General features: G+C 49.1%; 17 protein-coding genes. 6 read left to right on the plus strand and 11 right to left on the minus strand.

From position 1 onward, the window contains the following. Window position 1: 1 nt before the first annotated feature. Window positions 2-562, minus strand: a complete 561-nt coding sequence (locus tag AB1611_20795) for a hypothetical protein (GenBank protein MEW6382021.1) — start codon at window positions 560-562, stop codon at window positions 2-4. Between the two features lie 721 nt (window positions 563-1,283). On the opposite strand from AB1611_20795, the gene AB1611_20800 reads away from it, so the two are divergent. Next, complete coding sequence (locus AB1611_20800; protein ID MEW6382022.1) at window positions 1,284-3,473, plus strand: cohesin domain-containing protein; 2,190 nt, start codon at window positions 1,284-1,286, stop codon at window positions 3,471-3,473. Window positions 3,474-3,606: 133 nt separating this feature from the next. On the opposite strand, the gene AB1611_20805 is transcribed toward AB1611_20800, so the two are convergent. The 8 genes from AB1611_20805 to AB1611_20840 all read right to left on the minus strand — a co-directional run bounded on the left by AB1611_20805 (window position 3,607) and on the right by AB1611_20840 (window position 11,237). Beyond that, window positions 3,607-4,443, minus strand: coding sequence for an arsenite methyltransferase (locus AB1611_20805; protein MEW6382023.1), 837 nt, complete (start codon window positions 4,441-4,443; stop codon window positions 3,607-3,609). An 88-nt stretch (window positions 4,444-4,531) separates the two neighbouring features. Beyond that, entirely contained in the window at window positions 4,532-4,891 is a 360-nt protein-coding gene (locus tag AB1611_20810; protein ID MEW6382024.1) for a cytochrome c biogenesis protein CcdA, read from the minus strand. 13 nt (window positions 4,892-4,904) lie between these two features. Further along, window positions 4,905-5,138 (minus strand): thioredoxin family protein, encoded by a 234-nt coding sequence (locus AB1611_20815; GenBank protein MEW6382025.1) that lies wholly within the window; start codon window positions 5,136-5,138, stop codon window positions 4,905-4,907. Between the two features lie 54 nt (window positions 5,139-5,192). Continuing rightward, window positions 5,193-5,525, minus strand: coding sequence for a metalloregulator ArsR/SmtB family transcription factor (locus tag AB1611_20820; GenBank protein ID MEW6382026.1), 333 nt, complete (start codon window positions 5,523-5,525; stop codon window positions 5,193-5,195). 24 nt (window positions 5,526-5,549) lie between these two features. Beyond that, the gene (locus tag AB1611_20825) at window positions 5,550-6,506 is read right to left on the minus strand and encodes a permease (protein MEW6382027.1); all 957 of its coding nucleotides are present in this window, start codon (window positions 6,504-6,506) and stop codon (window positions 5,550-5,552) included. A 262-nt stretch (window positions 6,507-6,768) separates the two neighbouring features. Further along, the gene (locus AB1611_20830) at window positions 6,769-7,311 is read right to left on the minus strand and encodes a hypothetical protein (protein ID MEW6382028.1); all 543 of its coding nucleotides are present in this window, start codon (window positions 7,309-7,311) and stop codon (window positions 6,769-6,771) included. A gap of 276 nt (window positions 7,312-7,587) precedes the next feature. Continuing rightward, window positions 7,588-9,816 carry a hypothetical protein gene (locus AB1611_20835; protein ID MEW6382029.1) on the minus strand — a complete coding sequence of 743 codons (2,229 nt, stop codon included), beginning with the start codon at window positions 9,814-9,816 and terminating at the stop codon, window positions 7,588-7,590. Window positions 9,817-10,454: 638 nt separating this feature from the next. Continuing rightward, window positions 10,455-11,237: a VCBS repeat-containing protein gene (locus tag AB1611_20840; protein MEW6382030.1), complete on the minus strand. Its 783-nt coding sequence runs from the start codon at window positions 11,235-11,237 to the stop codon at window positions 10,455-10,457. Between the two features lie 127 nt (window positions 11,238-11,364). Between AB1611_20840 and AB1611_20845 the strand changes: the two genes are divergently transcribed. Next, complete coding sequence (locus AB1611_20845; protein ID MEW6382031.1) at window positions 11,365-13,617, plus strand: ATP-dependent RecD-like DNA helicase; 2,253 nt, start codon at window positions 11,365-11,367, stop codon at window positions 13,615-13,617. Window positions 13,618-13,827: 210 nt separating this feature from the next. Then, complete coding sequence (locus AB1611_20850; GenBank protein ID MEW6382032.1) at window positions 13,828-14,286, plus strand: peptidylprolyl isomerase; 459 nt, start codon at window positions 13,828-13,830, stop codon at window positions 14,284-14,286. Window positions 14,287-14,432: 146 nt separating this feature from the next. Here the strand turns inward: AB1611_20850 and AB1611_20855 are convergent, their stop codons facing one another. Next, complete coding sequence (locus AB1611_20855; GenBank protein ID MEW6382033.1) at window positions 14,433-17,057, minus strand: MopE-related protein; 2,625 nt, start codon at window positions 17,055-17,057, stop codon at window positions 14,433-14,435. A gap of 1,078 nt (window positions 17,058-18,135) precedes the next feature. Here AB1611_20855 and AB1611_20860 point away from each other — a divergent pair. The 3 genes from AB1611_20860 to AB1611_20870 all read left to right on the plus strand — a co-directional run bounded on the left by AB1611_20860 (window position 18,136) and on the right by AB1611_20870 (window position 21,467). Further along, the gene (locus tag AB1611_20860; protein ID MEW6382034.1) at window positions 18,136-19,530 is read left to right on the plus strand and encodes a hypothetical protein; all 1,395 of its coding nucleotides are present in this window, start codon (window positions 18,136-18,138) and stop codon (window positions 19,528-19,530) included. A gap of 322 nt (window positions 19,531-19,852) precedes the next feature. Further along, a complete protein-coding gene (locus AB1611_20865) occupies window positions 19,853-20,650 on the plus strand; it encodes an ATP-binding cassette domain-containing protein (protein ID MEW6382035.1) in 798 nt (265 codons plus the stop codon). A gap of 49 nt (window positions 20,651-20,699) precedes the next feature. After that, on the plus strand, window positions 20,700-21,467 hold the full coding sequence (locus tag AB1611_20870; GenBank protein ID MEW6382036.1) for an ABC transporter permease: 768 nt from the start codon (window positions 20,700-20,702) through the stop codon (window positions 21,465-21,467). An 11-nt stretch (window positions 21,468-21,478) separates the two neighbouring features. Here the strand turns inward: AB1611_20870 and AB1611_20875 are convergent, their stop codons facing one another. Continuing rightward, on the minus strand, window positions 21,479-22,771 hold the full coding sequence (locus tag AB1611_20875) for a hypothetical protein (GenBank protein MEW6382037.1): 1,293 nt from the start codon (window positions 22,769-22,771) through the stop codon (window positions 21,479-21,481). Window positions 22,772-23,230 lie beyond the last annotated feature (459 nt).

A 23,230-nucleotide genomic window follows, 5' to 3' on the forward strand; every position in this document is an offset into this window, starting at 1 on the left:
CCTATTGATGGTGAATGATCCTTTCGTGTTCTTCAAATCCTGCAGCCACCATTTCCAATTTCTTGTCCAGCCGATCTATTTTTCTATCCAGATGGTCCGTCTTTTCATCTATCTTTTTATCGAGTTGGATGACCTTCTTATCGAGTTGGATGACCTTCTTATCAAGTCGGGCGACCTTCTTATCAAGTTGGATGACCTTCTTATCAAGTTGGATGACCTTTTTATCAAGTTGGATGACCTTCTTATCAAGTTGGACGACCTTCTTATCAAGTTGGACGACCTTCTTATCAAGTTGGATGACCTTCTTATCAAGTTGAGCTATCTTTTTATCGAGTTGCTTATGCATGGTAAATATCATAGCCTGGGTTTCGTCAATTCTTTTATCCAGTTCCTCTGTCCGCCTGTCCAGCTTTTCACTTAAAGAGGCTACTCCTTCAGCTACCACCTGAACCTTACCGGTAAGATCCTCAACCACGATGCCAAACCGATGCATAGTATCTTCCATGATACCAAACCGATGCATCATAACACTTTCAATAAATTCTTTCAGTTCACTATCCATGCTTTATATCCTTATTTTTTACTCCCCTCCCTTTATTTGTGAAAACAAGAAGCCGGAGGAAAAGACGAATGAGAACCTGTGATACAGGAGTCCCATGCCTTTTTCGTTATTCTACAATATAAACCGGGAAATTGCAAACAGCTTGTTCAAGCAAATTGAGCATGACCTTAAGTTCCTGGATTCAGCTATGGCTGCGGCTATTATGGCTCTGCGGCTGTTGCCTTTATGGTATGAGTAAGCAGTATAAATGAAGAAGGAGACAAGGCAGCAGCAATAAGCCATTGGGATTCACTTTCGACTTGCTAAAGTTAACTGGAGTTATTATAATTTATCAATAGATTGCCTTATCTCGAAGAGAAGTTCCCCGGTAAAGTTATTGCTGGAGGAAAAATGGGTTTATTCCTCCCATTTTTCCGGTAAGGAGGTGAGATTGGATAAATAGAGATCATTAGTCTTAACGACCTGCGTGCATTATTCAATCTACAATTCAAGACTCAATAGTGTTGTACTCGATGATGAGCCCATTTGGTCCATCATCCAGTCCGCGCCTCCCCCCAACGGAACAAGATGGCCACGGCAATGATACTCTCTTTCCCCCACAATCCATACACACAGCAGGACTCAGCGCCACCGCATTTACTCTGATACAAGCCACGATGATATAAACCCATGCCAAGGGCTCATGAACCAATCAGCTTTATCATTGGAAGGAGATAAGACCATGCAACATAACACCGGAAGCAGTACTGTCTTCTTGAATCAAGGCTTGGGGAGGATACCTGCCGCTGATAAGTTCGCATTCAAACTCGTGCCACTCATGGTGGCTGTCATTCTTCTGTTGATGATCTCAGCAGGTATGGCTGCCGATTCTGCTACCTGTCCGCCACCTGACGGTACTCCAAAGAATGGTGATGCCAACGGAGACGGATGTAATGATTGGCTTATCGATAGAGAGACCGACCGCCAGGGAAACCAGGTGGAAGTCTGGTGTCTGGACCTGGGGGCTGCTGGTCCCGGTGGCGGTGATTCCTTTGGCTACAGGTATATCCCCCAAGGGGGAACGCCTGTCTGGGTAGGCAAGTGTGCATTTAATGGCGGAATTAACCGGTACAGCAAGTCCATGGATCCCAATACCGGTCAATGGAAGGGATTGCAGTGGAAAAACTGGGATGATAGCAGTACTGATGGTGAAGGAACACCAGGGGTGATCGATGACTGGTTTTGGACCTATGATATACCCCAGAGAAAGTTGACTACCAAAAAAACGCACGATAACAGAACCATTGCTCAACAGGATGGCAATGCGCCGGTGGATTTTGGCGATATTACCTTCGCGAGTCTGCCCGTTCAAGGCCCTGACAATAATATCCTGGCCCTGATGGTTGATCCGGTTATCACCCTGGTCAATCTCTCCACCGGCCCGCTCTGGCATTATGGCCTGCGCACGCCGCCAGCCCATAGTGAGTACAGCATCGATCCCTGGCTGCTGGCGACCGAGATCAAAGCAGGTGACAGGCTGATCATGAAGGGTCTAGACGCTGTCGAGGCTTACGTTGAGGGAACCGCAGCGCTCCCTGAATTTGGTGCCTGGATGCTCACCTCCATGACTGAGGACTCGGTTACCTTCACGGCCTCAGTTGATGCCATTATTCCACCAGGCACCTTGATCGATGGTTTCAGCTTTTTCAGCACAGGTTCCGGAGGGCAGATCGAGTGGATGACAGCCGGTGAGAAGATCAGCTTTGTCGAAAAAGTATATGGTCCTGTTGCCCAGCCCTCATCAGGTATGATCTTCAACGAAGATGATTCAGGGATTCTCGATATTGGAGGCACCGCTGCCAGGGCAGGAATGGGCACCCGGATACCAGTCAGAATCCAATCCACAGCCAGGGACATCTATGCCTTTGGCTTTGATGTAACCTATGATCCAAAGGTGCTGGAGTACACAGGCCATGAGCGGGGATATCTGGTGGCCTCATTCAATATCTTCGAGGTCAACCGTATCCTTCCCGGCAGGATAAGGATAGGAGGGGTATCAGCTCAATCCGCTATCCCTGCAGGGGCAATCGGCCACCTGGTCTGGTTGAACTTTACTGTCATTGGCGGCCGGGACAGGGAGTGTTATCCCCTGAGCATTGAGGGAGTGTCCGATGATCTGGCCCGGGCTCCGGCAAGTGGCGGGTATTTCTGCGTCCACAATTGCACCGGCGATCTCAACGGAGATGGAACAATGACCCCGGGCGATGCCCTCATTGCTTTTCAGTGCTACTTGAGCATCGGCCCCTGCCCTGATTGTGCGGATATAAATTATGACGGTCAGGTCACTCCGGCGGATGCACTTTGCATCTTCAGGCAATATATGGGTTCTCCCGGTTGTTTTCCCGATGAAATCCTCCCCCGGAAAAAGTCCTGCCAGTTAGAGCTTCCGATACCTGACGAGAATATAAGCCTTACCCTTTCTCAACCGGTTATTAAAGCTCCCGGAGAATCTGTTGCCGGTAAGGTGGTCATTCATGCCGGACAATGGAACAAGGACGAATTGCCCGGCCTTGAATCCTTCAGTTTTGTCCTGAGGATTGAGGACCCTTCGGTGGCTCTGTTCCCTGACCAGGCCACCTCCTTTGAGCATATTTTTGATTCTTCCCTGATAGCAGACGATGGGTCCTATCAATTTGCCTTTAAGCTGGTCGGCTCTCATCCCGGACAGATTTCCGTACTTCCTTCCCTGAAGTGGACAATCCTTGGTGAAGGAGCATGTGCTCTGGCTATTAATGGGATTTATGCTGGCTGTGCTCTTGGTGAACAATTGAATAGCAATTGCGTCTGCACAGCTATGGCCGATATGCCCGCTCCTGGATCCTTGGCGTGCAGTCTGTTTCCGGAAACTTTTCGGGCAGCATGGAGGTCATGAAATTGTTCAGGCCCTTCGCCCTACTGATGACAGGCATTCGCTGAAATGCCTCTGAGGTATCAGTGAATTTCCCGTGGAGAGAAGGCAAGAGCCGTCCGGATTTTGCCTTCTCCCTGTTTAGAGCCTGCTCACGTTATATTTTACCCGGCTTGACTCCATATACCTTTATGCTCCTGACTATATTTGCAGCCTCTTTCATGGTCTCAGGTGGTATCGATAAGTTATTTATAATTGCTTTTCCCGTAGGATCATTCGCCATGCAATCGATAGAAAAAGCTGTTTCATCGACTATCCTGACTTCCTGAAATCCTGCCGTTTTTATCATCTCAAGATATTCATCCCTGAGTATTGCCCCGGCGAGACAACCGATATATGCCTCAATAGAGTTTTTAATAACATCAGGAAGCTCTCTCAGTAAGACTATATCCGAGACCATCAGCCTGCCGCCTGGTTTTACCACTCTGAAGGCTTCCCGAAAGACCCTTCCCTTATTCAGGGACAGGTTGATAACGCAGTTTGAAATCACCGCGTCGACGGAATTATCAGCAACCGGCAGATTCTCGATCTCACCAAGTCTGAACTCCACATTTTCATAATCACCTTTCCTGGCGTTTTCTCTTGCCTTTTCAACCATCTCCGGCGTCATATCCACGCCGATGACTTTTCCCCTCTTACCAACCTTGTCCGCAGCAAGAAAACAATCGAATCCTGCCCCTGAACCGAGGTCAAGGACAACTTCACCCTCTTGCAGGGAGGCAAGGGCAATGGGATTTCCGCACCCAAGCCCTAAATTCGCTCCCTCCGGGACTCCCCTTATCTCTTCTTCGGTATAGCCGATCTTTTTACTGATATCGTGTGCCAGGTCACCGCTTCCACAACAGTGACCTTGGGGAATACAACAGGAACTGCCCTGTTGAGCTATTTTACCATAACTCTCTCGCAATGCTCCCTTCACCTTGTTGTCTTCCATGGTAATTACCTCCCTAGCGATTTTGTATCCATTATACCACAGATACGAAGGCTTATGTAATTCGGCGACCTCTCCGGCAGGCTGGCTGCTAGAGCACATTGAATAGATACATAAGGCAATAGTATACCCCGACTATAATGAAAATTCCGCCCGTGATTCGCCGTGCCCACAGCTCGATTCTGGTCAGCATATTGAATGCCCTGGCTACGGCCTGGGTGCCAAGGGCGATGAGAATGGCAAACAGCATGACCGGAAGGCCGGTTCCAAAACCGTAGATGGTGGGAAGCATAAAAGCTGAATTATGCTGCACCGATAGCGGGATGAGGCTTCCGAAGAACAGGGCAGCCGAGATGGGGCAGAAAGAGAGGGCAAAGAGGATTCCAAGCAGCCCCGCACCGACGGGAATATATCTACCTCTTTTGACTACCTGATCAATTCGTTCATCGATTGATACAGCTACATCAAGCCAGCATTTTTTTCAGCTCGGCAACGGAAGGCACCCGGCCAGTGACCTTGACCTGTCCATCGACGGCCAGGGCAGGAGTCATCATCACCCCAAAGCCCATAATGGCCGTGATATCGGTGACCTTCTCAAGCTCGAATTCCAAACCAAGCGCTTTGGCGGCTTCTTGCGCACTCTCGGCCAGCTTCCTGCATTTTGGGCAGCCTGTGCCCAGGATCTGAATTTTTTTCATAGTTCACACCTCATGATATATTGTGGACGGATTCACAGTGGATCAACATCAGTATCAATCACCTTTGCACTCAACCAGCCCTAACTGTTCCCTGGCTGTAGATTCAATAACGGATTCCACACAGTTGAGGAATTTCAGAATGCATGGCGTCCTCAGCCGATAATAGACTTGAGTGCCATACTTTTCATCCTGAACCAGGCCTGCGCTTTTCAGGACAGCCAGGTGCTTGGATACGGTGGACATATCCGCGCCGATCCGCTCAGTAAGCTCACAAACACACTGTTCTCCCCGGGACAGCTCATCAACGATAAAAAGACGGGTCGGATGGGCAAGGGCTTTAATGACCCTGGCCCTGGCTTCACACCGGGCTTTGGTCTTGGCGTCCACTCAAATAAACCTCCTTCAGTCAGGTCAGAGAATGAAGTTAAACAAATAGCCGGTAAAAATAATGCCTGCTCCAACAATACCGGCAAAAATAATGAGGAGCCTGACCTTCATGACCTTTCGCAGAATCATGAATGCGGGCAGGGACAATCCTACGACCGCCATCATAAAGGCCAGGCTGGTCCCAATACTGACGCCCTTCTCGGTTAAAACGCTGATCAGCGGAATGACTCCGGCAGCATTGGAATAGAGCGGTATGCCGATCAGGGTGGCCAGGGGAACAGCATACCAGTTTCCTCTTCCTGCATAACGGGCCAGAAAATCGGTCGGTACATAGCCGTGTATCCATGCTCCGATACCGATGCCGATGATAATATGAGGCCATATCTGTCTGATAATGTCAAGAGTATAGGTCCTGGCATACTGTATCCTCTCCGGCCAGCTCATTGTAGATGCAATAGCAGTGTTGTGACCACCGGTCCTGCTCTGATAGACAAAATCCTCCACCAGGCTTTCCACGTTAAGATGCCCGATAACTATTCCTGACAGAATGGCGATGACCAGCCCGCTGAAGGCGTAGATCAGGGCAAGCCTCCAGCCGAATAATCCCAGAAGCAGAACCAGGGCCACCTCGTTAATCATGGGAGACGATATCAGAAACGAGAACGTGACCCCCAGAGGAACGCCTGCTTCGACAAAGCCCAAAAAGAGCGGAATGGCACTGCAGGAGCAAAAGGGGGTGACGATGCCGAGGAGAGCAGCCAGTATATGGCCATAGTGCCTCCTCTTGGCGGACAGGATGTTTCTGATTTTTTCAGGAGGCAGAAACGACCTGATAAGGGAAATAGTGAAGATAATGACAGCCAGAAGGAAAAATATCTTGATGGTATCATAGATAAAAAAGTTGACCGCTTCAGCCAGCAGCCTCTTCGGACTGAGTGAAAGAACGTCATAGGTGATCCAGTCGGCGAAATACTTAATCATGATTTTTCCTTATTACTACCATAATTTATGAACAGAATATCATCTAATCTTAATCCCTTCCTCCTCCCGGTCCGGCAACATGCCCTGAGAGTAGAACACAGAGGCACAAAGATTATATACTTTGTGAAAACGGGTGGTGATTCGGTACATTTCTCTGCGCCTCTGCGCTTTACAATCTTTTTTCCCTAATCGATTACTCATAAAATTACTCACGGTAAAAATACCCAAATGGTCAAACTCTTGTCAACCTTCAATTACCCCGTTAAATCAGTGCACTCGCGGTCAGATATGTTATCGGAGGGACTATGCCCAGGGATATCAGGAAATTACTGGCAGCAGTATTAGCCAGCGGCACATAAGTCAGGAGAAAGCTGGGATTCGGCGGCGGCAGAAGCTCATAGGCTGCTGGCAGCGTCAGTGGCGAAGGAAGCCCGACAGCATTTTTTAAGTAAGATGGCGGCCAGAAACTTACACTCTTCCAGTAAGGATCGAAATAGGCCATACCCAGAGGTGAACAGTAGAGCAGATAAGGATATGGCGCATACGGGTCCCAGGTCAGGCCAGGCTGTACCGATAATTTCGTACTGGTTGTCAGCGAGGTAACGATCGGGGTTGGCAAGCCTGTGGCTGAATCGATCGGTGACAGGAGAGGAGACCACAGTGGCCAGAGGGTGTTGTATGGAGGCAAGGCAGCCCAGTATTGAGCAGCTCCGGTGGCCGTTGCATACCCCAAAAGCAGAGCAGCTAAACCAATTATTACATAAACCTTCAAAAAGCTTTCAGAAAGTTTCCCCTTGCTTATCATGGTAAGACCTCCTTCCTCGATTTAATCTGACTTCTTTGCTTATTTGGTAATATAACCAATTAACCAAAAATTGTCAACGCTTTTAAGAAGGGCTTATTGATTACTGACCATTGGCTGTTAACTGTAAGTTAATGGATGAAAAAGTATAATCATAAACTTTTGCTTTCTCACCTCCCTTCATGCAATAACCCGGAAAAACCTTCCCACGAGCTGGAAAATAGCTTTCCAGCTCGTATTCTGGATAGTTCACAAGGCTTTTTTTGTTATGTCTTCTCCTTAAAACGACCACCAGGGCTGGACATCAACCAGGAACCGGGAAGTTGCCAAACCTCCCCGCTGATCGAAAGCGGTTATTTCTACCCGGTACAGACCGGGGAAATTGGTCTGGAAGGTCCAATAGGCTTTTTGTCTGCCCCTCTCATCCGTGTCAATGACCATCGATCCGATATTGCAGGAATAATAGAGCTCCTCGTTATCCGGGTCACGAAAATCGAGCATGGGCGGACCGAGAATGAAGAGCTGGCCGGCCCTTATTACCAGTGGCGCGGTATCGTTAAAGTCTCTGAGGATGCGGGGGCTATGGTTGAGCCAACTGCCAGGCGTAGTGGCCAGGATCTCGAAATAACCGCAGGCCATAAGTCCCCGGGCATCGGTTACCTGGACCAGAAGACGGTGCATTCCCTCGAATTCAGGAGTAAAGGCAATCTCACCGGTTGCGGGATTGATCAGAGATTCTGCCCAGGGGCCATACTGGTAGGCTGGCCATTCATCAATGGTTGCCTTCCAGGTAAGATTTAACTGATCTCCAGCCCATGAGCCATCAGGATTCAACCAATCCTGGTCCGTAGCCACCAATTGATAACGATAGGGTTCCCCGACAGTTGCCATCTGTTCATGCAGGATTTCCAGCTTTGGTGGATGATTGCTGACCGGGTAGTTAACCACACTTAAGGGGAAAGTCTCGACATCGGTTCGGCCATGAGCATCATGGACCTGGACCGTTATCACCAGATTCTCAAGAACTTGAGGAGTGAAATTAAGGCAGGCTATATGCGGCCAGGTTGTAAAACCAAGATCGAGCAGGTAATTCCCATACTCAGCCACGGCCCTGGGGTGATACAGCCGAACCCCGCCCGCACCAGGTGTTGTATAGGGAATGGTCTGCGGGTCATATGCTGATATCGAGTCAGGATCAGCCAGAATACGGGCAGGATCATAGGGCGTAGGCAGATCAACCATACAGGGCCGGTATGGATTGATCAGGAGTTGGGGGAGCAGCCTCTCCGGGATGCAGATATCTTTGCCTCCTGCATCTTTGCTGTTAGCTATCGGCACCGGACTTAAGAATGTTGCCGCAGAGCCATGAGCGCCCCAGCCGCCGACAGTGGCTGTCCAGAACAGCGTATCCCGATCAGCCGCAATGCCACCGGGATCAGGATTGGAAATATGGCCGGGATGAGCTTTCCCATCAGCCCGGATAAACCTGCTGGTCAGATCCCGGACCCTGGAAATATTCACTGCATTGGGATCGTTTTCCCGCAGCTCATATTCGTTCTGCCAGATATCCAAAAATACCTGATAGTTCAAATCCGCATCTTTGGCATAGCAGTAATATTCGAAGGGCTGAAAGATCTGGGCGGATTGGGGACCGATCTTGAATAAATAGGGAGCTTCGCCATCAACAGGAGTCGAATCTTTCATCAGCCAGAGATTATCGAGACGGTATTCATTGCCGATGATCCTGATCTCCTTAATCCGGCCTGCGACCAGTCCGTGATCCTGAGAGGCTTTGCTGATGATAGCCGAAAGGTTGGCTTTCAGTGTATGCCAGGAGCCATCCTGGTAATTTCGTCCAATAGGTACCTCCACGGTAAACGGGTTCCTGGAGGTATTTTCCGGTCTGCTGAAATCAAACTGACCACTCTGGACCGCCTCAAGGTCCACTTCCTGGTTAAAGCCGTTAGGTATAAAGCTGATGGCAAAAGGATACTCGCCCTGATCAGGGTCATTAGCCGTTCCCGTAGTTCCCAGTACGATAATCTTGAACCTGGTGAACCACTCGATTCCCAATGGTGCCCGGATATCCATCCACAGCAGATCAGCCTGGACACCCGGATCTTTGATTACTTTCTTGGTTGTCAACTGCCAGTCCGAGGCCGGAATAATGGCATTATAGCCTGCATAGACATCCAGAACGCGGCTCCCCTGCTCAAGATCGAGCGCGGTACGGAAGAAAACCAAAAATCCGAAAGGCATGCCACCAACCGGATACCGGTATTCACTGGTTTCCCACCCGTGGGTCCAGGGGACATCCCAGTACTCGAAGTTATCGACCAGAAAATCTCCCCGCTCATTTTCATAAGGAACAGATACCGGAGAAATCATGGTGAGCGCATCCTGGTATCCTGAATACTGTGCCCTGGCCAATTTGCTACTGCCTATCACAACGGCTGCCAGGAAAAATCCGATGGCAATCACTCTTTTCAACTCCTTCTTCACTCTCATGGGACCTTCTCTCCTTGTTAATGAGTATGTTATTCAGAAGCTGGGGCTCTGGTAAATGAGTTAAGGCTCGTTTCAATAATATTGGGAGTTTTGAAGAGGTTTAAAGTCGTGCCCGAAGATTTTCCAAAAGTGAACCTTCTTCACTTGGCTCATATTTCCGTGGTAATTTATACTTTGCTGGGTAATGACAAGCCGAATGACGGCCTATCGCGAGAGCTATTGACTTATTATGAGCAAGCGTTTAAAACGCGCAGGAAAGAGTTGCTGGATTACTCTGTACCTCATCAAACCACCTGAATAGTTATAATTGCATTAATCATGCCGAACAGGTCTCATACCCGTATTCATTAGTAAGCGTTTTTTCAAATAAATGGCCCACTAGGACCAGGACCGAACCAGAAATTTCGGTGAGGAATATGTGTATGGTATGCAAAGTTATTCACAGGTCATGGATTTTATGATTTAACTTCTTGTTTATTTAGTCTTTTTTCCCCTAAGTATATGAAACAGAATACAATTCCTTGAATCTGTCTGAAAACTATCCGACAAAACTACACGCCCCAGGAGGCTGTCCAAGGATGGAGTCGAAATTGACAATCTCCATTCTCAGACAGCTTCCTCGAATATCATCTCCCCTGTCATGGCTGAGGCTCCTCATAGGTACCGTCACCTTTGCCAAGAAGAATGGAAATATGCCCGGAATTCTCATTGGCTACAGCTAAATCCACCCTGCCGTCCCGGTTAAAATCAGCCGAGATAATCGAGGATGGCTCATCCCCTGCCGGATAGTGGACAGCCTCCCTGAAGGTGCCATCCCCCCTGTTCAGCAGAACGGATACGGTCCCGGAACCCTCGTTGGCTACAGCCAGGTCAGGTTTTACATCCCGGTTAAGGTCAACCGAAACCATCGATGATGGTTCATTTCCAACCGGATAATAAACGGTATCTTCAAAGGTGCCGTCACCCTTGCCAAGAAGGATGGAGATTGTGCCTGATTCCTCATTAGCCACTGCCAGATCCTCATTGCTGTCCCAGTTGAAATCAGCCAGAATAATCGAGGAGGGCTCTTCTCCAACCGCATAGTGAGCAGCCTCGGTGAAGGTGCCATCACCCTTGCCGAGAAGAATAAGAACAGTCGAGGATTCTTCAGCGGTTGCAGCCAAATCGAGATTTCTGTCCTGATTGAAATTTGCGACAATAACAGGTGAAGATGCCTTTTTCACCTTGGTCTTGACCGGCGTTGAAAAATGACTATCCGCTGCCTGAGCATGGCCAGCCGCCCGAACCGGCCTGCCCTGAATTGCAGCCAGACCGCACATGAGCATCAGGCAAAAAGGAAAGAGAATTTTTTTCCGTAAGTTTTCCATGTCAATGTCTCCCTTAATGTTCAGAGTTGTGCTGCTCAAGTACACTCTTTCCATACTTGGTCGGAAAGTTTTCTCCAAACCCTGACTTACGGCAATATCCTATTGAAAAATATCCCAAAAGCGTATATTATAGCCATAATGATAACCATAGGCGCTACCACGAGCATAAGGTTCAAATTTCATGTCCCTGGTGCAGATTAAAGGCCAGATTGAGCGTATTACCTACATCAACGAAGAAAACCGCTATACCGTGGCCAAACTCTCCATGCCGGGAAAGAGGGATCTGGTTACCATCCTCGGCAATTTCCCCTCCCTGTGTCCGGGAGAAATGGTCAAGCTTCTCGGTGAGTGGGCCAACCATCCGAAATTCGGGCCTCAGTTCAAGGTGGTCAAATATGAAACCATCATTCCGGCCACAGTCCACGGCATCGAAAAATACCTTGGCTCCGGCCTCATCAAGGGTATCGGTCCCATGATGGCCAAACGCATTGTAGCCAAATTCGGGGTCGAGACACTCGACGTTATCGAGAACCAGATCGGCAGACTCAGCGATGTCCCCGGCATCGGCCAGGGCCGTCAGGAGATGATCCGTAAAGCCTGGGCCGAGCAGAAGGAGATCCGGCAGGTCATGATCTTTCTCCAGGATCAGGGTGTAAGCACGACCTATGCGGCCAAGATTTACAAACACTATGGCAATGACTCCATCAGCGTGGTTAAAAATAACCCTTACCGGCTGGCTGCCGATATTTTCGGCATCGGTTTCCTGACCGCCGACCGTATTGCGGAAAAGGTAGGCATACCGAAAGACTCCCCCCTGCGGGCCGAGGCCGGCATCCTGTATGTTCTGAATGAAATGTCCGATGACGGGCATGTTTACTATCCCTATGAGCCATTGGTCGAAAAGTGCAGGGAAATGCTCGACATCAGCCGGGATGGAATTGTTCAGGCCCTGGCGGCTATCACCTTGCAGAAAAAAATTATCATTGAGGACCTTAACTCTGACCTTGAAAATTTTCATGAAAACAATAAGGCTGTTTATCTGGCCAGGTTTCATACCTGTGAACGAGGGATTGCCAGCCGGTTGCAAAGCCTGATGAAAATGCCCAAGTACCTGCGGCCTCTGGATATCGGCAAGGCCATTCAGTGGGTACAGGGGCAGCTTGGGATAACCCTGGCCGAAAAGCAGGCCCAGGCCGTCAGGACGGCTGTCGAGGAAAAGGTCATGATCCTTACCGGCGGCCCCGGAACCGGCAAGACCACCATTGTCAAGGCCATCATCAGGATCTACGAAAAGCTTGGCAGGGAAATCATGCTGGCCGCACCGACCGGCCGGGCAGCCAAACGCCTGGCCGAAACTACCGACCGCGAGGCCAAGACCATTCACCGGCTGCTGGAATTTCAGCCCAAGAGCGGATCCTTTAAAAAGAACGAAGAAACACCTTTGAAAACCGATGTGCTGATCGTGGATGAAGTCTCGATGATCGATACTGTTCTGATGTATCACCTTCTGAAGGCGGTCCCTCTGTCCGCTACCCTGATCCTGGTCGGTGATATCCACCAGTTGCCTTCGGTCGGCGCTGGCAATGTTCTCAAAGACCTGATCGATTCTGGCTCTCTCAAGGTAGTTGAGCTCAACGAAATATTCAGGCAGGCCCGCGAGAGCCTGATCGTGGTCAATGCCCACCTCATTAACCAGGGGCAGATGCCAGAGACCAGGCAGGCACCGGAAGGAGAATTACTTGATTTTTACTTTGTTCAGGATGAGGAGCCGGAAAAAATTCTGTCCTGCATTCTCGGACTGGTCAGGGAACGGATCCCCAAACGGTTCGGATTCGACCCTGTGTCGGAGGTTCAGGTGCTTACGCCGATGCATAAGGGTATTTTGGGCTCGGCCAATCTCAATGCCGAGCTGCAAAGAGAGCTCAATTCCAGCCGGAAGGAACTGGCCAGGGGAGGGAGGATCTTCAAGCTGAACGATAAGGTGATGCAGATTCGCAATAATTACGATAAAGAGGTCTTCAACGGAGACATTGGCCGGATCTGCGGCCTGGATCTGGAAAATCAGGAAGTAAGGGTAAATTTTGACGGCCGTGAAGTGGTTTATGACTTTCTGGACCTTGATGAGCTGATCCTGGCCTATGCGGTTTCTGTCCATAAGTCCCAGGGAAGTGAATACCCGGCGGTCATCATGCCGCTCGTGACTCAGCATTATATGCTCCTGCAAAGGAACCTGCTTTATACAGCGGTAACGCGGGCCAAAAAACTCGCTGTTCTGATCGGAACCCCGAAAGCCCTGGCCATAGCTGTTAAAAATAACAGGGTCCTCAAGCGCTATACAAGACTGGCTGAGCGGATCAGAAATATGCCTCCAGCCTCCTTATCAGAACCTGGAGAGAGTTTAATACCTGAAAAATATTATAAAAAAACCTCCTGAGATAGCTATCTTCGGAAAATATGTCCGATGCAAGGGTAGAGAATATGTACAAGAGCCGATGGGAGGACAAAGGAGCAGGGAGAGAAGATGAGATAGAGAAGGCAGGACAAAGTTGATCAGACCTGACATTATGGGTAGCTTCTCTGAGTGAGGAAAGACACTCTCTGGCTCTGGCTCTGACAGGAGCCGCTTATATAAGGAGGTGGAATCATGGCAAACGCAAATCAAGGAATTAGCCCACAGACACAGGCCAAGGAGGGCGATACCGTAAGGGTTCATTATACGGCCAGATTTATGGACGGCACGGTATTTGACTCTTCAGTCATGCGTGAGCCTTTGGAATTTACCATAGGTGAGGGACTGCTCATACCCGGATTCGAGCAGGCAGTGGTCGGCATGCATCCCGGAGAATCGAAAACCGAACAGGTTTCGGCAGAGCAAGCTTATGGCCCTCATCGTGACGAGATGGTCCTTGAGGTTGATCGGAACCAATTTCCGTCAGGACTGGAACCGGAAGTTGGCCAGCAGTTACAGGTACGCCAGGCCAATGGACTCATAACCGATGTGACGGTAACCGATGTCCATGACTCGCGGGTAACCCTGGACGCAAATCATCCACTGGCAGGAAAAGATCTGGTCTTTGATATTCAATTGGTTGAGATTGAATAATTCCTTTCGGAGTGGATGTTTCACCGGGCGTTGAAAAGAGCCTTAACCAGGCCATCGGAACGCTGAGAAAAGCGACAGGTGACGCCGTGAAGTTCCAAAGACTTCACGGCGTCACCCCTGATCCCTCTGCGCCCTACCAGGGCCTATTACATCGCAGTGGCACTGTAATCCTGACCATCATCTATACACTCATGGTTTTTACCCTGATCTTTTGGCACACAAACAGTGACACTTCCAGGACATTTTTTCCCGGCAGCGTCTGTTGCAGTAAACGAAATTTTATAGACCCGGCCATTACCCTTCTCCAAGCGCTCAGCGCGGAGGAAGGCTGTGTCTGTACCGACCCCGGCAGCATCCGGAGCATTTTTATCCGCGAATAATCCTTTATCCGAGATTGTAGGCTCATCGCTGGTAATACTGGTAATGACAGGCTTGGCTACACCCAGAATGCCAACCTTGACCATTTTATTGTCAGGCGGCCATATCTCCGTTACACTGGGCTCGGCAATAATACCAGTGCATGAAGAGCATATGAGATCCGATCCGTCACAGTCCTGATCTTTACCATCCCCACACTTTTCTTTGGCTGCCGGGGAAATGGCTGGATCATTATCATCACAATCTGCAGGACCACATTCTCCGGCCTCGGCATAAAAACCATCTTTATCCTGATCTGTACATATTGGTTTATCAAAACAGGATGGCTGTCCCAAATATTTCTTAAACAGGCAGAGAGCATCGAGCGGAGTAACGGAGCCATCCCTGTTTACATCGACACAATCAGGACAGGTATCGAGTTTAAGAAAACATTTAAAAACAATAAGAGCATCCAATGGAGAAACGTTTCCGTCATGGTTGAGGTCTCCATTGCAATTATTGATCTTGACACAGCAGCATCCTCCTGTGGAGGAGAAATTGGCAAATCCATCGATCAGCTTATCTACAGTCAAAGGATAGCACTTCTGTTCCTGCCCGCCTTTTACCTTGAATTTTAACTTGACCAGATAGCCGCTCGCCCCTTTTGGCATCCCGCTTCCGGTATCCAATCCTCCTATTCTCTGCCTGCCGGGAACTACCGTGTTCACTTCGAACATTTTAAAAGATTTTACTAAATCGCCTCGTTCCCAGCTTAAAAATTCCAATATATCCGGATCATAGGTAACATCGAAGCCAAAGGAATAAACTGCGGACGGTGCAGAGTGTATCCGCACGGGGACAGTAATTTCATCACCCATACTCCCTTGAGCCCCTTCAATGTCGAGTGTGCCTGACTCCTGTTCCACACAGCCAGTCGGACATTTGTCCCCTCCTGCACAATCATCGTCTTTGCCGTTGCAGGAAATTTCAGTGGCCCCGGGATGGACGGTTTTATCTGTGTCATCACAATCCGTTTTATCTGATACATACCCTGAAGGAGGTGCACTGGCCTGAACCGTGTCGGCAGGATTTCCATAACCATCTTTATCTCCATCCCGATAGTAGGTGGTATAATTACATACTCCTTCATCTATCCTGCCATCGCAGTCATTGTCCTTGCCATCACAGACCTCTGAGCCGGGCTGAGGTGCAGTACAGGCAGTCCATTGGCCATTCTTGCAGGTTTTTTCTCCCGTGCCGCAGGCAGTTGAGCAGCTCTGGGTTAAATCCTCATCTATCCTGCCATCGCAGTCATTGTCCTTGCCATCACAGACTTCGAGTTTAGGCTTGAGAATAGTACAGGCAGTCCATTGGCCATTCTCGCAGGTTTTTTCTCCCGTACCGCAGGCAGTTGAGCAGCTCTGGGTTAAATCCTCGTCTATCCTGCCATCGCAGTCGTTATCCTTGCCATCGCAGACCTCAGAAGTAACGTTACTACAGATAAAAAGCTCATAAGCTCCCATGTCATATCCAGCACCATAAGGCCTCGAGTTGCCATCCTTATCGAAAGAAGGGGCCCCCATACTGGTTCCGGCATCGATACAGGGTGAGGTAGGCTGCAAATGAAAATTTCCGGCGGTTCGATCAACAAAGAGAGGGTCAGCATCGATATTGCCTTCGCCGACATAGTCCCCCTGAATATCAGAGTAGGTGACTGAGAGATCCAAATCTTTTTCATGGTAGATTTCATTTGGAACGTCATTCCAGAAAATGCAATTAGTAATACTCGGTAAAGAGGAATCGCAGTAAATCCCGCCACCGTTGATAGAACTATTTTCGAGTAAAGTACAATTGACAATGGTCGGTGAGGATGACGCGGTGCAATAAATCCCGCCACCGGAACGGGTGGCAGTATTTCCATTTATGACACAATTAGCTATGATCGGCGAGGCGGTGGTGCAATAAATTCCACCACCGGAACGGCTGGCTCTGTTTTGAGTTATGGTACAGTTAATTATCCTCGGTGAGGAGATGTAGCAATATATTCCACCACCGAAGGTGACAGAACCATTTTTTATGGTAAATCCATCCACAATAGAATCACTGTTCTCTTTACTGTGAAAACGGAACCCTCGACTTGAGTCCTGACAACTAATAATACAGTTTGAAGGACCATTTTCTGATTGAACGGTAATTGCTTTACCATTAAAATCAAGGTCATTGTTCCCTTCTCCGGTGTAGGTTCCATCAGAAACCAACACAATGTCACCCGTGGCTGCAGCATCGATTCCATCCTGGATTGTAGGCTGATCAGCCGGTACACGGATAATTGCTGCTCTGGCGCAGGGAATATAAATTAACGCTGATATCAAACCAAAGACCAGACTTAATGGTAATACCTTTGACTTTTTCATTTTTCTCCCTCCTAACCATAATTTAAAAGTCTATCTCACGATACTGTCAGACCACTTTTAAGACGTAGAGATTACGGAGTCATTACTCGATAATTTTCTGCGGGTTGAATACCTCAGGTAGTTACGGTATTTTCATGGATAATTGAGCGTTATCAGTTGTCAGGGTAGTTACACAGGGGGTAAGATAGTTATCGCGGAGCTTATGGAGAGGGTCTTCGCAAGCCGCAGAGCAGTCGGATATCGCCAAATACTGCAATGAGTTGATGCATAATACATGCCAAATAGCTGCTTGACAATTCAACCTTCAGCTAGAGCTTATATTACTGAATAGTTATGGATATATATATAAGTTATTGTAACAATAATAGTCGATTTTATCATAAAATGGGATAATCAGTGTAACCTTGGGTTACATGTTTCCATCCTTATAATAGTGAAAAGCCTTATAAAACCGGCAAATATCGATGTTAACAATGTTAACGCCTTCGCTTCTGGAATTGGAGACGAAGGTGACTGATGGATGATGGAAAGCAGTGCTTTTCTCCCTCGCCCTCTTTGAGGGCAAGAGTGATCCGTGAAAGTGATCCGTGGATGATTAACAAATTGATAATACTGACGGAGTTTGCATGCAAAATTTCTTGACAAGAACATGACCGAAAAAATATAATATAGGAAATATGCAGATTAAACTTCACGCTATCATATCCATTGACCCGCGAAAATTCAGGCAAAAACGCATAACTTCTTCACCACGAACTTTCCGGGCAAGATATCTTTCTTGCTGCTCTCCTCATGGGTGGAAAAGTCATGGAGCGAATTCTCCCCTGCATCTGAAATTCTGAATACGGTAAATTTCCTGAGTCGAAGGTCCGAAACAATCAGTTGTTGTTTTTCCCAGCTCGCAGTAATTTCCCCCAGCTATCTCTATATGTCCGTGTCTCAGGAAAAGAATAATGGACATATTTTCAGCTTTGTTTTTCATAATCTTATTCTTGGTCCGCCAAGTGCCCTCGATTGCAGTGAGAATATAACGCATAAGGTTTCAGTGAGGATAACAATGAAAAAAAACCAGAGATTCATGTTTTTCAAAGCCGCAGTTACCAGGGTATTTCTTCTTCAATTCAGCTTACTGGGTATCCTTTTTTTACCGACTTTCTCCATTGTTCCGGTTTTATTTTCAGCCAGAATATGCCGGGCAGGGCAGCGGGAAACCATATACCTCAGCAAGGATCTGGCTCCCTATTATAATCAACTGCAAAACTTACCCATGCTGGAGGCGGTTATCCGAAGCGAGGAGGACTTTGTTCTTTCGGTTGAGGTGGAAACTCAAAGCGGGCTTCAGCCGACGGTGTGGATCGATTACTTTTCGGGTGAAGGAAGCAGTACCCTGACTCAAGGGGGAGTAATCAGGATTCCGCTCGGAAAACTGAAGCCTTCCGAGTGGGCAACGCTCCAAAGGGATGTGGCCGGTGATCTTCAATTGGCCCATCAGACATTTTCTTCGATCAGGAGGGTGAGCCTGCGGGGAAGCCGGTTCGATGTTCGCACAATCAGGTTCTTTTCGGACAGCGATGAACTTCTGATCGATTTTCCTTCTCAGGATGGCAAAACGATCTTTGCCCTTGGCTGGAATTCGAATGATAACCGGAATTGTTTTCAAATTGTGCAGGCTCAAGGCAGTACGGATGATCCGGATTCCTACCTCCGGGTGGAAAGTATTACCTCACCAGGCACAGGCACAAGCGCAGGCACAGGCACAGGCACACTTCCCGCTTCAACTAACTTTTTGCTGCCGGATATTAACACCGGCTTTGGCAGTGGAGGATGGCATTCCGGAGTGAGTGATACCGGATGGTATTCCGATGAGGCTGACGCCTGGCGGTATTCGTCCTCAGGCTATTACAGTCCCCTGGGATTTTACCCCTCTCCCTTTATGCCTTTTTCTCCCCTGATGAGTCCTTTCAGCCCCTTTGGCATGGGATTCGGCGGGCCATTCGGCATGGGATATGGGCTTTTTGGGGCTCCTCTGCTGGCCATGGGCGCATTTGGACCGCCCCTGGGCGGCCTCGGCGGTTTGGGCCTTTTCGGTGGACTCGGCGGCATGGGAGGGCTTGGTCTTTTCGGGCTGGGAGGTGGTTTGCCGGGGCTTTCCAGTATTCCCAATCCCCTTTGGGGAACAAGTACCGGTGATACCTTCTACAACAAGCTGTTCGACTACCTGTTTGAGGGAGCGGTACCGGTTTCCACTGCTGCCATTATCATCGAGCCTCCGGTCAGTCCACCGAGCACCGTACTGCCGACAACAGTTCCTGTTCCGGCTGTGGCCACTACACCCCTCGTCGCCCCGACAATACCCCTTACCGGAGGACCGGGCGGTGGTGGGGGTGGTGGAGGTGGTGGCGGATTTGGCGGTGGGGGTGGAACCGGCGGGATCGGCGGGATCGGCGGTGGGGGTGGTGGAGTAATTCCATAAATTTTTGCAGTTTCTCCTCTTCAAATATCATAAGCCGGGAACACAGGCTCAAGAAACAGGCTCTCAAGTCAGGGAGATCCACGGGTTAGGCGCTTTTCCCTGCCTGAGGGCCTGTATTGTTTTCAAGATACCCGCAGGGTGAAAACCGGGCGGGTATTTTTCTGTGATGATGGCTTTGCTTGAGGGTGGCCAGGTAAGGGTAAGAGAAAAAATGAGCCGAAAAGGTATGCATTCAGCAACCTGGCAGCACGCTGCAACCTCGGCGGCAAGTGCTGACTGGATATTCAAATGTGGATTTCCTGGTGGAAGAACCGAAAAAAATATGGTCATTCTCAAGACAAAAAAACTCACCCGCCGCTTTGGAACCTTGCTGGCAGTGGACGCCCTGAATATCTGCGTAAAAGCCGGCGAGGTCTTTGGATTGCTTGGCCCGAACGGGGCTGGCAAGAGCACGGTCATCAAGATGCTGACCACCCTGCTGCCGCCAACTTCAGGCACGGCTTCGGTAGCCGGATTTGATCTTGCCCGCCGTGCTTCTGATGTGCGGCGCATGATAGGGTATGTACCTCAGATACTGTCTGCCGATGGCGCTCTTACCGGTTATGAAAACCTTCTGGTTTTTGCCAAGCTCTACGATCTGCCCAGGGCAGAGCGCAAAGACCAGGTGCGGGAAGCCCTCTCCTTTATGGGGCTTTCCGAGGCTGCCGATAAGCTGGTACGCACGTACTCAGGGGGAATGATCAGGAGGATGGAAATAGCCCAGTCCCTGCTGCACCGGCCAAGAGTGCTCTTTCTCGATGAGCCGACCGTGGGTCTTGATCCCCTGGCCAGAATGACGGTCTGGAAGCACATCGAGCAACTGCGGGCCAGTTACGGCACCACTATTTTTCTGACTACCCACTACCTGGAAGAAGCCGATGCCCTGTGCAATCGGGTTGCAGTGATGTACCTTGGCAGGGTGGTTGCCCACGGTACACCGGCCCATCTCAAAGCCTCAATCGGCGGAAACGGGACAACCCTGGACGAAGTGTTTGCCCACTATACGCGCGATGCATCAGAATCAGGAGGAAATTACCGTGAAACCTCAAGAACAAGGCGCACTGCCAAGCGACTTGGCTAGCCCGTTCCCCGCCCCGGCTCATCTATTATCCAATCCTGTCGTTCAGTTTCTGGATAAGACGCTCACCATAACCGGCTTGGAAGTTCGGAAGATCCGTCATGACCCGACCGAGCTGATAATGCGGGCCACACAGCCGGTCCTCTGGCTTCTGGTGTTCGGTCAGGTGTTCACTCACAGCAAGGTTATTCCTACCGGACAGTTGCGCTACCTCGACTTCATGGCCCCCGGCATCCTGGCCCAGAGCGTGCTGTTTATCGCCATCTTTTATGGCATTGCCATTATCTGGGAGCGGGACCTGGGGATCATTCATAAATTTCTGGCCAGCCCCACTCCGCGATCAGCCCTGGTACTGGGGAAAGCGCTGTCCGCTGGTGTGCGCAGCCTCTCTCAGGCAATCATTATCTACCTGCTGGCCATGATCCTGGGGGTGAAAATGAACTGGTCACCCCTGGCGCTCCTGGGCGTCCTGGTGATCGTGATGCTGGGTGCAGCCTTTTTTTCCACCTTTTCCCTGATTATTGCCTGCCTGGTTAAAACCCGCGAGCGATTTATGGGTATAGGCCAGATTCTGACCGTACCGCTCTTTTTCGCCAGCAATGCCATCTATCCGATTTCGATGATGCCGGCCTGGCTGAGAGTGATAGCCAGAATCAATCCGCTGACCTACGAGGTGGATGCCCTGCGTACCCTGATGCTGGCCGGGAGGATGAGCTCTTCCTCCACCACCAGGCTGGGGCTGGATTTTGCGATCCTTTTGGCAGCTACAGCTATTCTGGTAATTATCGGCGGCAAGGTGTATTCGAGAGCTGCTGTTTAGAACACTCCTTATCAGGGCTTTTGACGCAATCCCTGCAATTTCCTTTTCAACTCATCGATCTTTCTGTCCCGCTCCCGCAACGCGACCTTATGATCATATCGATCGGTGTTACTCATGGCGCTGCTCATACAACCGGCAGGCAAGCCTTTCTTTCTGGTGGCTGAGACTGTTTCCCGGCAGTCAAACCAGGCTATGGTGTAATAACAATGATCCAGGTCCACTTCATTGGGATAAAGCGTTATCGAGCTGGTAGTAAAGATTCCTGTTTTGCCAGGCAGTATGGCTGTATCGGTGACACCTTCGACATCCGGCAGGTAAACGGCTGTACCCTGAACAAAATTCAAAGGCGCAAGGCCGATCATTGTACCATCCCCATCTTTCAGGATAAATGTTATCGAGCCAAAGAGGGCCGTTTTGATCCCCCGGTTTTTTATCCTGCCTGACAGCTCCAGAAAGCCGTGGTCATCGGCAGAGTTTGATATTGGACCATCCACCACCAAATCAGCATCCGGAGGGGAGGTTGTGTCTTCCCTCCAGTCAATCTCATAATCATAATAGAAAATATTTTCATCCGGGATATCCGTGTACACTGCAAATCCGCCTACATCACCATCGTGTTCCAGAATGGCATTGCTTTCAACATCCACTTCAGTCAAGGTCTTGTTCGTGCCCTGTACATAGGCAGAAGAGGTAGACACGGGTTCAAGCGGAGTCAGGGAAGCATCCAGCAGGGTAAATGTTATTTTACAGAAAGTTGCATCTACGATGCCCAGATTTTTCAACTCACCGAGCAGCACCGTACACCCTTGGGCATCTACAATCCGGGTTACCTGATCTTTATGTAACACTACCTCTGCTCCATGTCCTTGTGGCGGCGGGTCAATGTCCTGGCTGGAGGCAATCCTGATATTAATTGAATCAGTGGAGCTTGCACCGTCACTATCTATTGCCTTCAAGGTAATAATGTAAGTTCCTGCTGACAACGTATCTGGAGAAAAGAAAGGTCCAAACGCCGCGGGAGTATCCATTTCGAATGCCCACCATTTCGATGCCCACCATTGCAGTGAGTTGCCGGTCAATTGCCCGTCTTCCCGGTCAGTACCAGTCCCGCTGATGATAAGGGAATCACCTTCGGTGAAGGTTTTTCTCTGAGGGCGGGCTATGGCCGCTGTAGGAAATGTATTGACTGTATCGATAAAAGTACCATCACTTTTCCGGCTTCCATCGTTACTTTCTTCACTCCTGCAACCATGAAGCCATAAGCTCAGACATAACAAGAGGATCAATGCCGTAATCCTTCGCATGATATTTACTCCCCTCTGGTAACTTTACCTTAGTATTCTATTTATTCTTATTGAGTTATGATAAAGTCTTATGTTCATAATATTAGTATATTAATCTATCTTATATTAAAAAGTCAAGTATGAATACCTATTAATTTTATCTAGTTTTTTTAAGTTTAGTATGTATATGGATTTTTTGCTCTGGGCAAGATTTACTGATTTAAATCATTCAAGAAAGGTAACTACTCAGGCTGAAGAAGCTCAAGGTAGTGTTTTTCGCCCTCTCCCCCCTGGGGAGAGGGCTGGCAGGGAGCCCCTGTGGCAGGTGAGGGGCGTTAGTGGTGGGGTAGTAACTATACCGCTCAGTAAAATTGACCCGTCTGTGCTCAGATAAATTGACCCACCTGTAGTAGGTTTTACTCTTATAGCTATCATTGGTAAAAATTAAGCCCATCAACAAAAAACCCCATCCTACTCATC

It is taken from the genome of bacterium (assembly GCA_040755755.1).
GTDB lineage: Bacteria > SZUA-182 > SZUA-182 > DTGQ01 > DTGQ01 > DTGQ01.

Coding starts and splice junctions, on each gene's coding strand:
- AB1611_20795 (MEW6382021.1), bottom strand. CDS start 562: ATGGATAGTGAACTGAAAGAATTTATTGAAAGTGTTATGATGCATCGG.
- AB1611_20800 (MEW6382022.1), top strand. CDS start 1,284: ATGCAACATAACACCGGAAGCAGTACTGTCTTCTTGAATCAAGGCTTG.
- AB1611_20805 (MEW6382023.1), bottom strand. CDS start 4,443: ATGGAAGACAACAAGGTGAAGGGAGCATTGCGAGAGAGTTATGGTAAA.
- AB1611_20815 (MEW6382025.1), bottom strand. CDS start 5,138: ATGAAAAAAATTCAGATCCTGGGCACAGGCTGCCCAAAATGCAGGAAG.
- AB1611_20825 (MEW6382027.1), bottom strand. CDS start 6,506: ATGATTAAGTATTTCGCCGACTGGATCACCTATGACGTTCTTTCACTC.
- AB1611_20830 (MEW6382028.1), bottom strand. CDS start 7,311: ATGATAAGCAAGGGGAAACTTTCTGAAAGCTTTTTGAAGGTTTATGTA.
- AB1611_20835 (MEW6382029.1), bottom strand. CDS start 9,816: ATGAGAGTGAAGAAGGAGTTGAAAAGAGTGATTGCCATCGGATTTTTC.
- AB1611_20840 (MEW6382030.1), bottom strand. CDS start 11,237: ATGGAAAGAGTGTACTTGAGCAGCACAACTCTGAACATTAAGGGAGAC.
- AB1611_20845 (MEW6382031.1), top strand. CDS start 11,365: ATGTCCCTGGTGCAGATTAAAGGCCAGATTGAGCGTATTACCTACATC.
- AB1611_20850 (MEW6382032.1), top strand. CDS start 13,828: ATGGCAAACGCAAATCAAGGAATTAGCCCACAGACACAGGCCAAGGAG.
- AB1611_20855 (MEW6382033.1), bottom strand. CDS start 17,057: ATGAAAAAGTCAAAGGTATTACCATTAAGTCTGGTCTTTGGTTTGATA.
- AB1611_20860 (MEW6382034.1), top strand. CDS start 18,136: ATGTTTTTCAAAGCCGCAGTTACCAGGGTATTTCTTCTTCAATTCAGC.
- AB1611_20865 (MEW6382035.1), top strand. CDS start 19,853: ATGGTCATTCTCAAGACAAAAAAACTCACCCGCCGCTTTGGAACCTTG.
- AB1611_20875 (MEW6382037.1), bottom strand. CDS start 22,771: ATGCGAAGGATTACGGCATTGATCCTCTTGTTATGTCTGAGCTTATGG.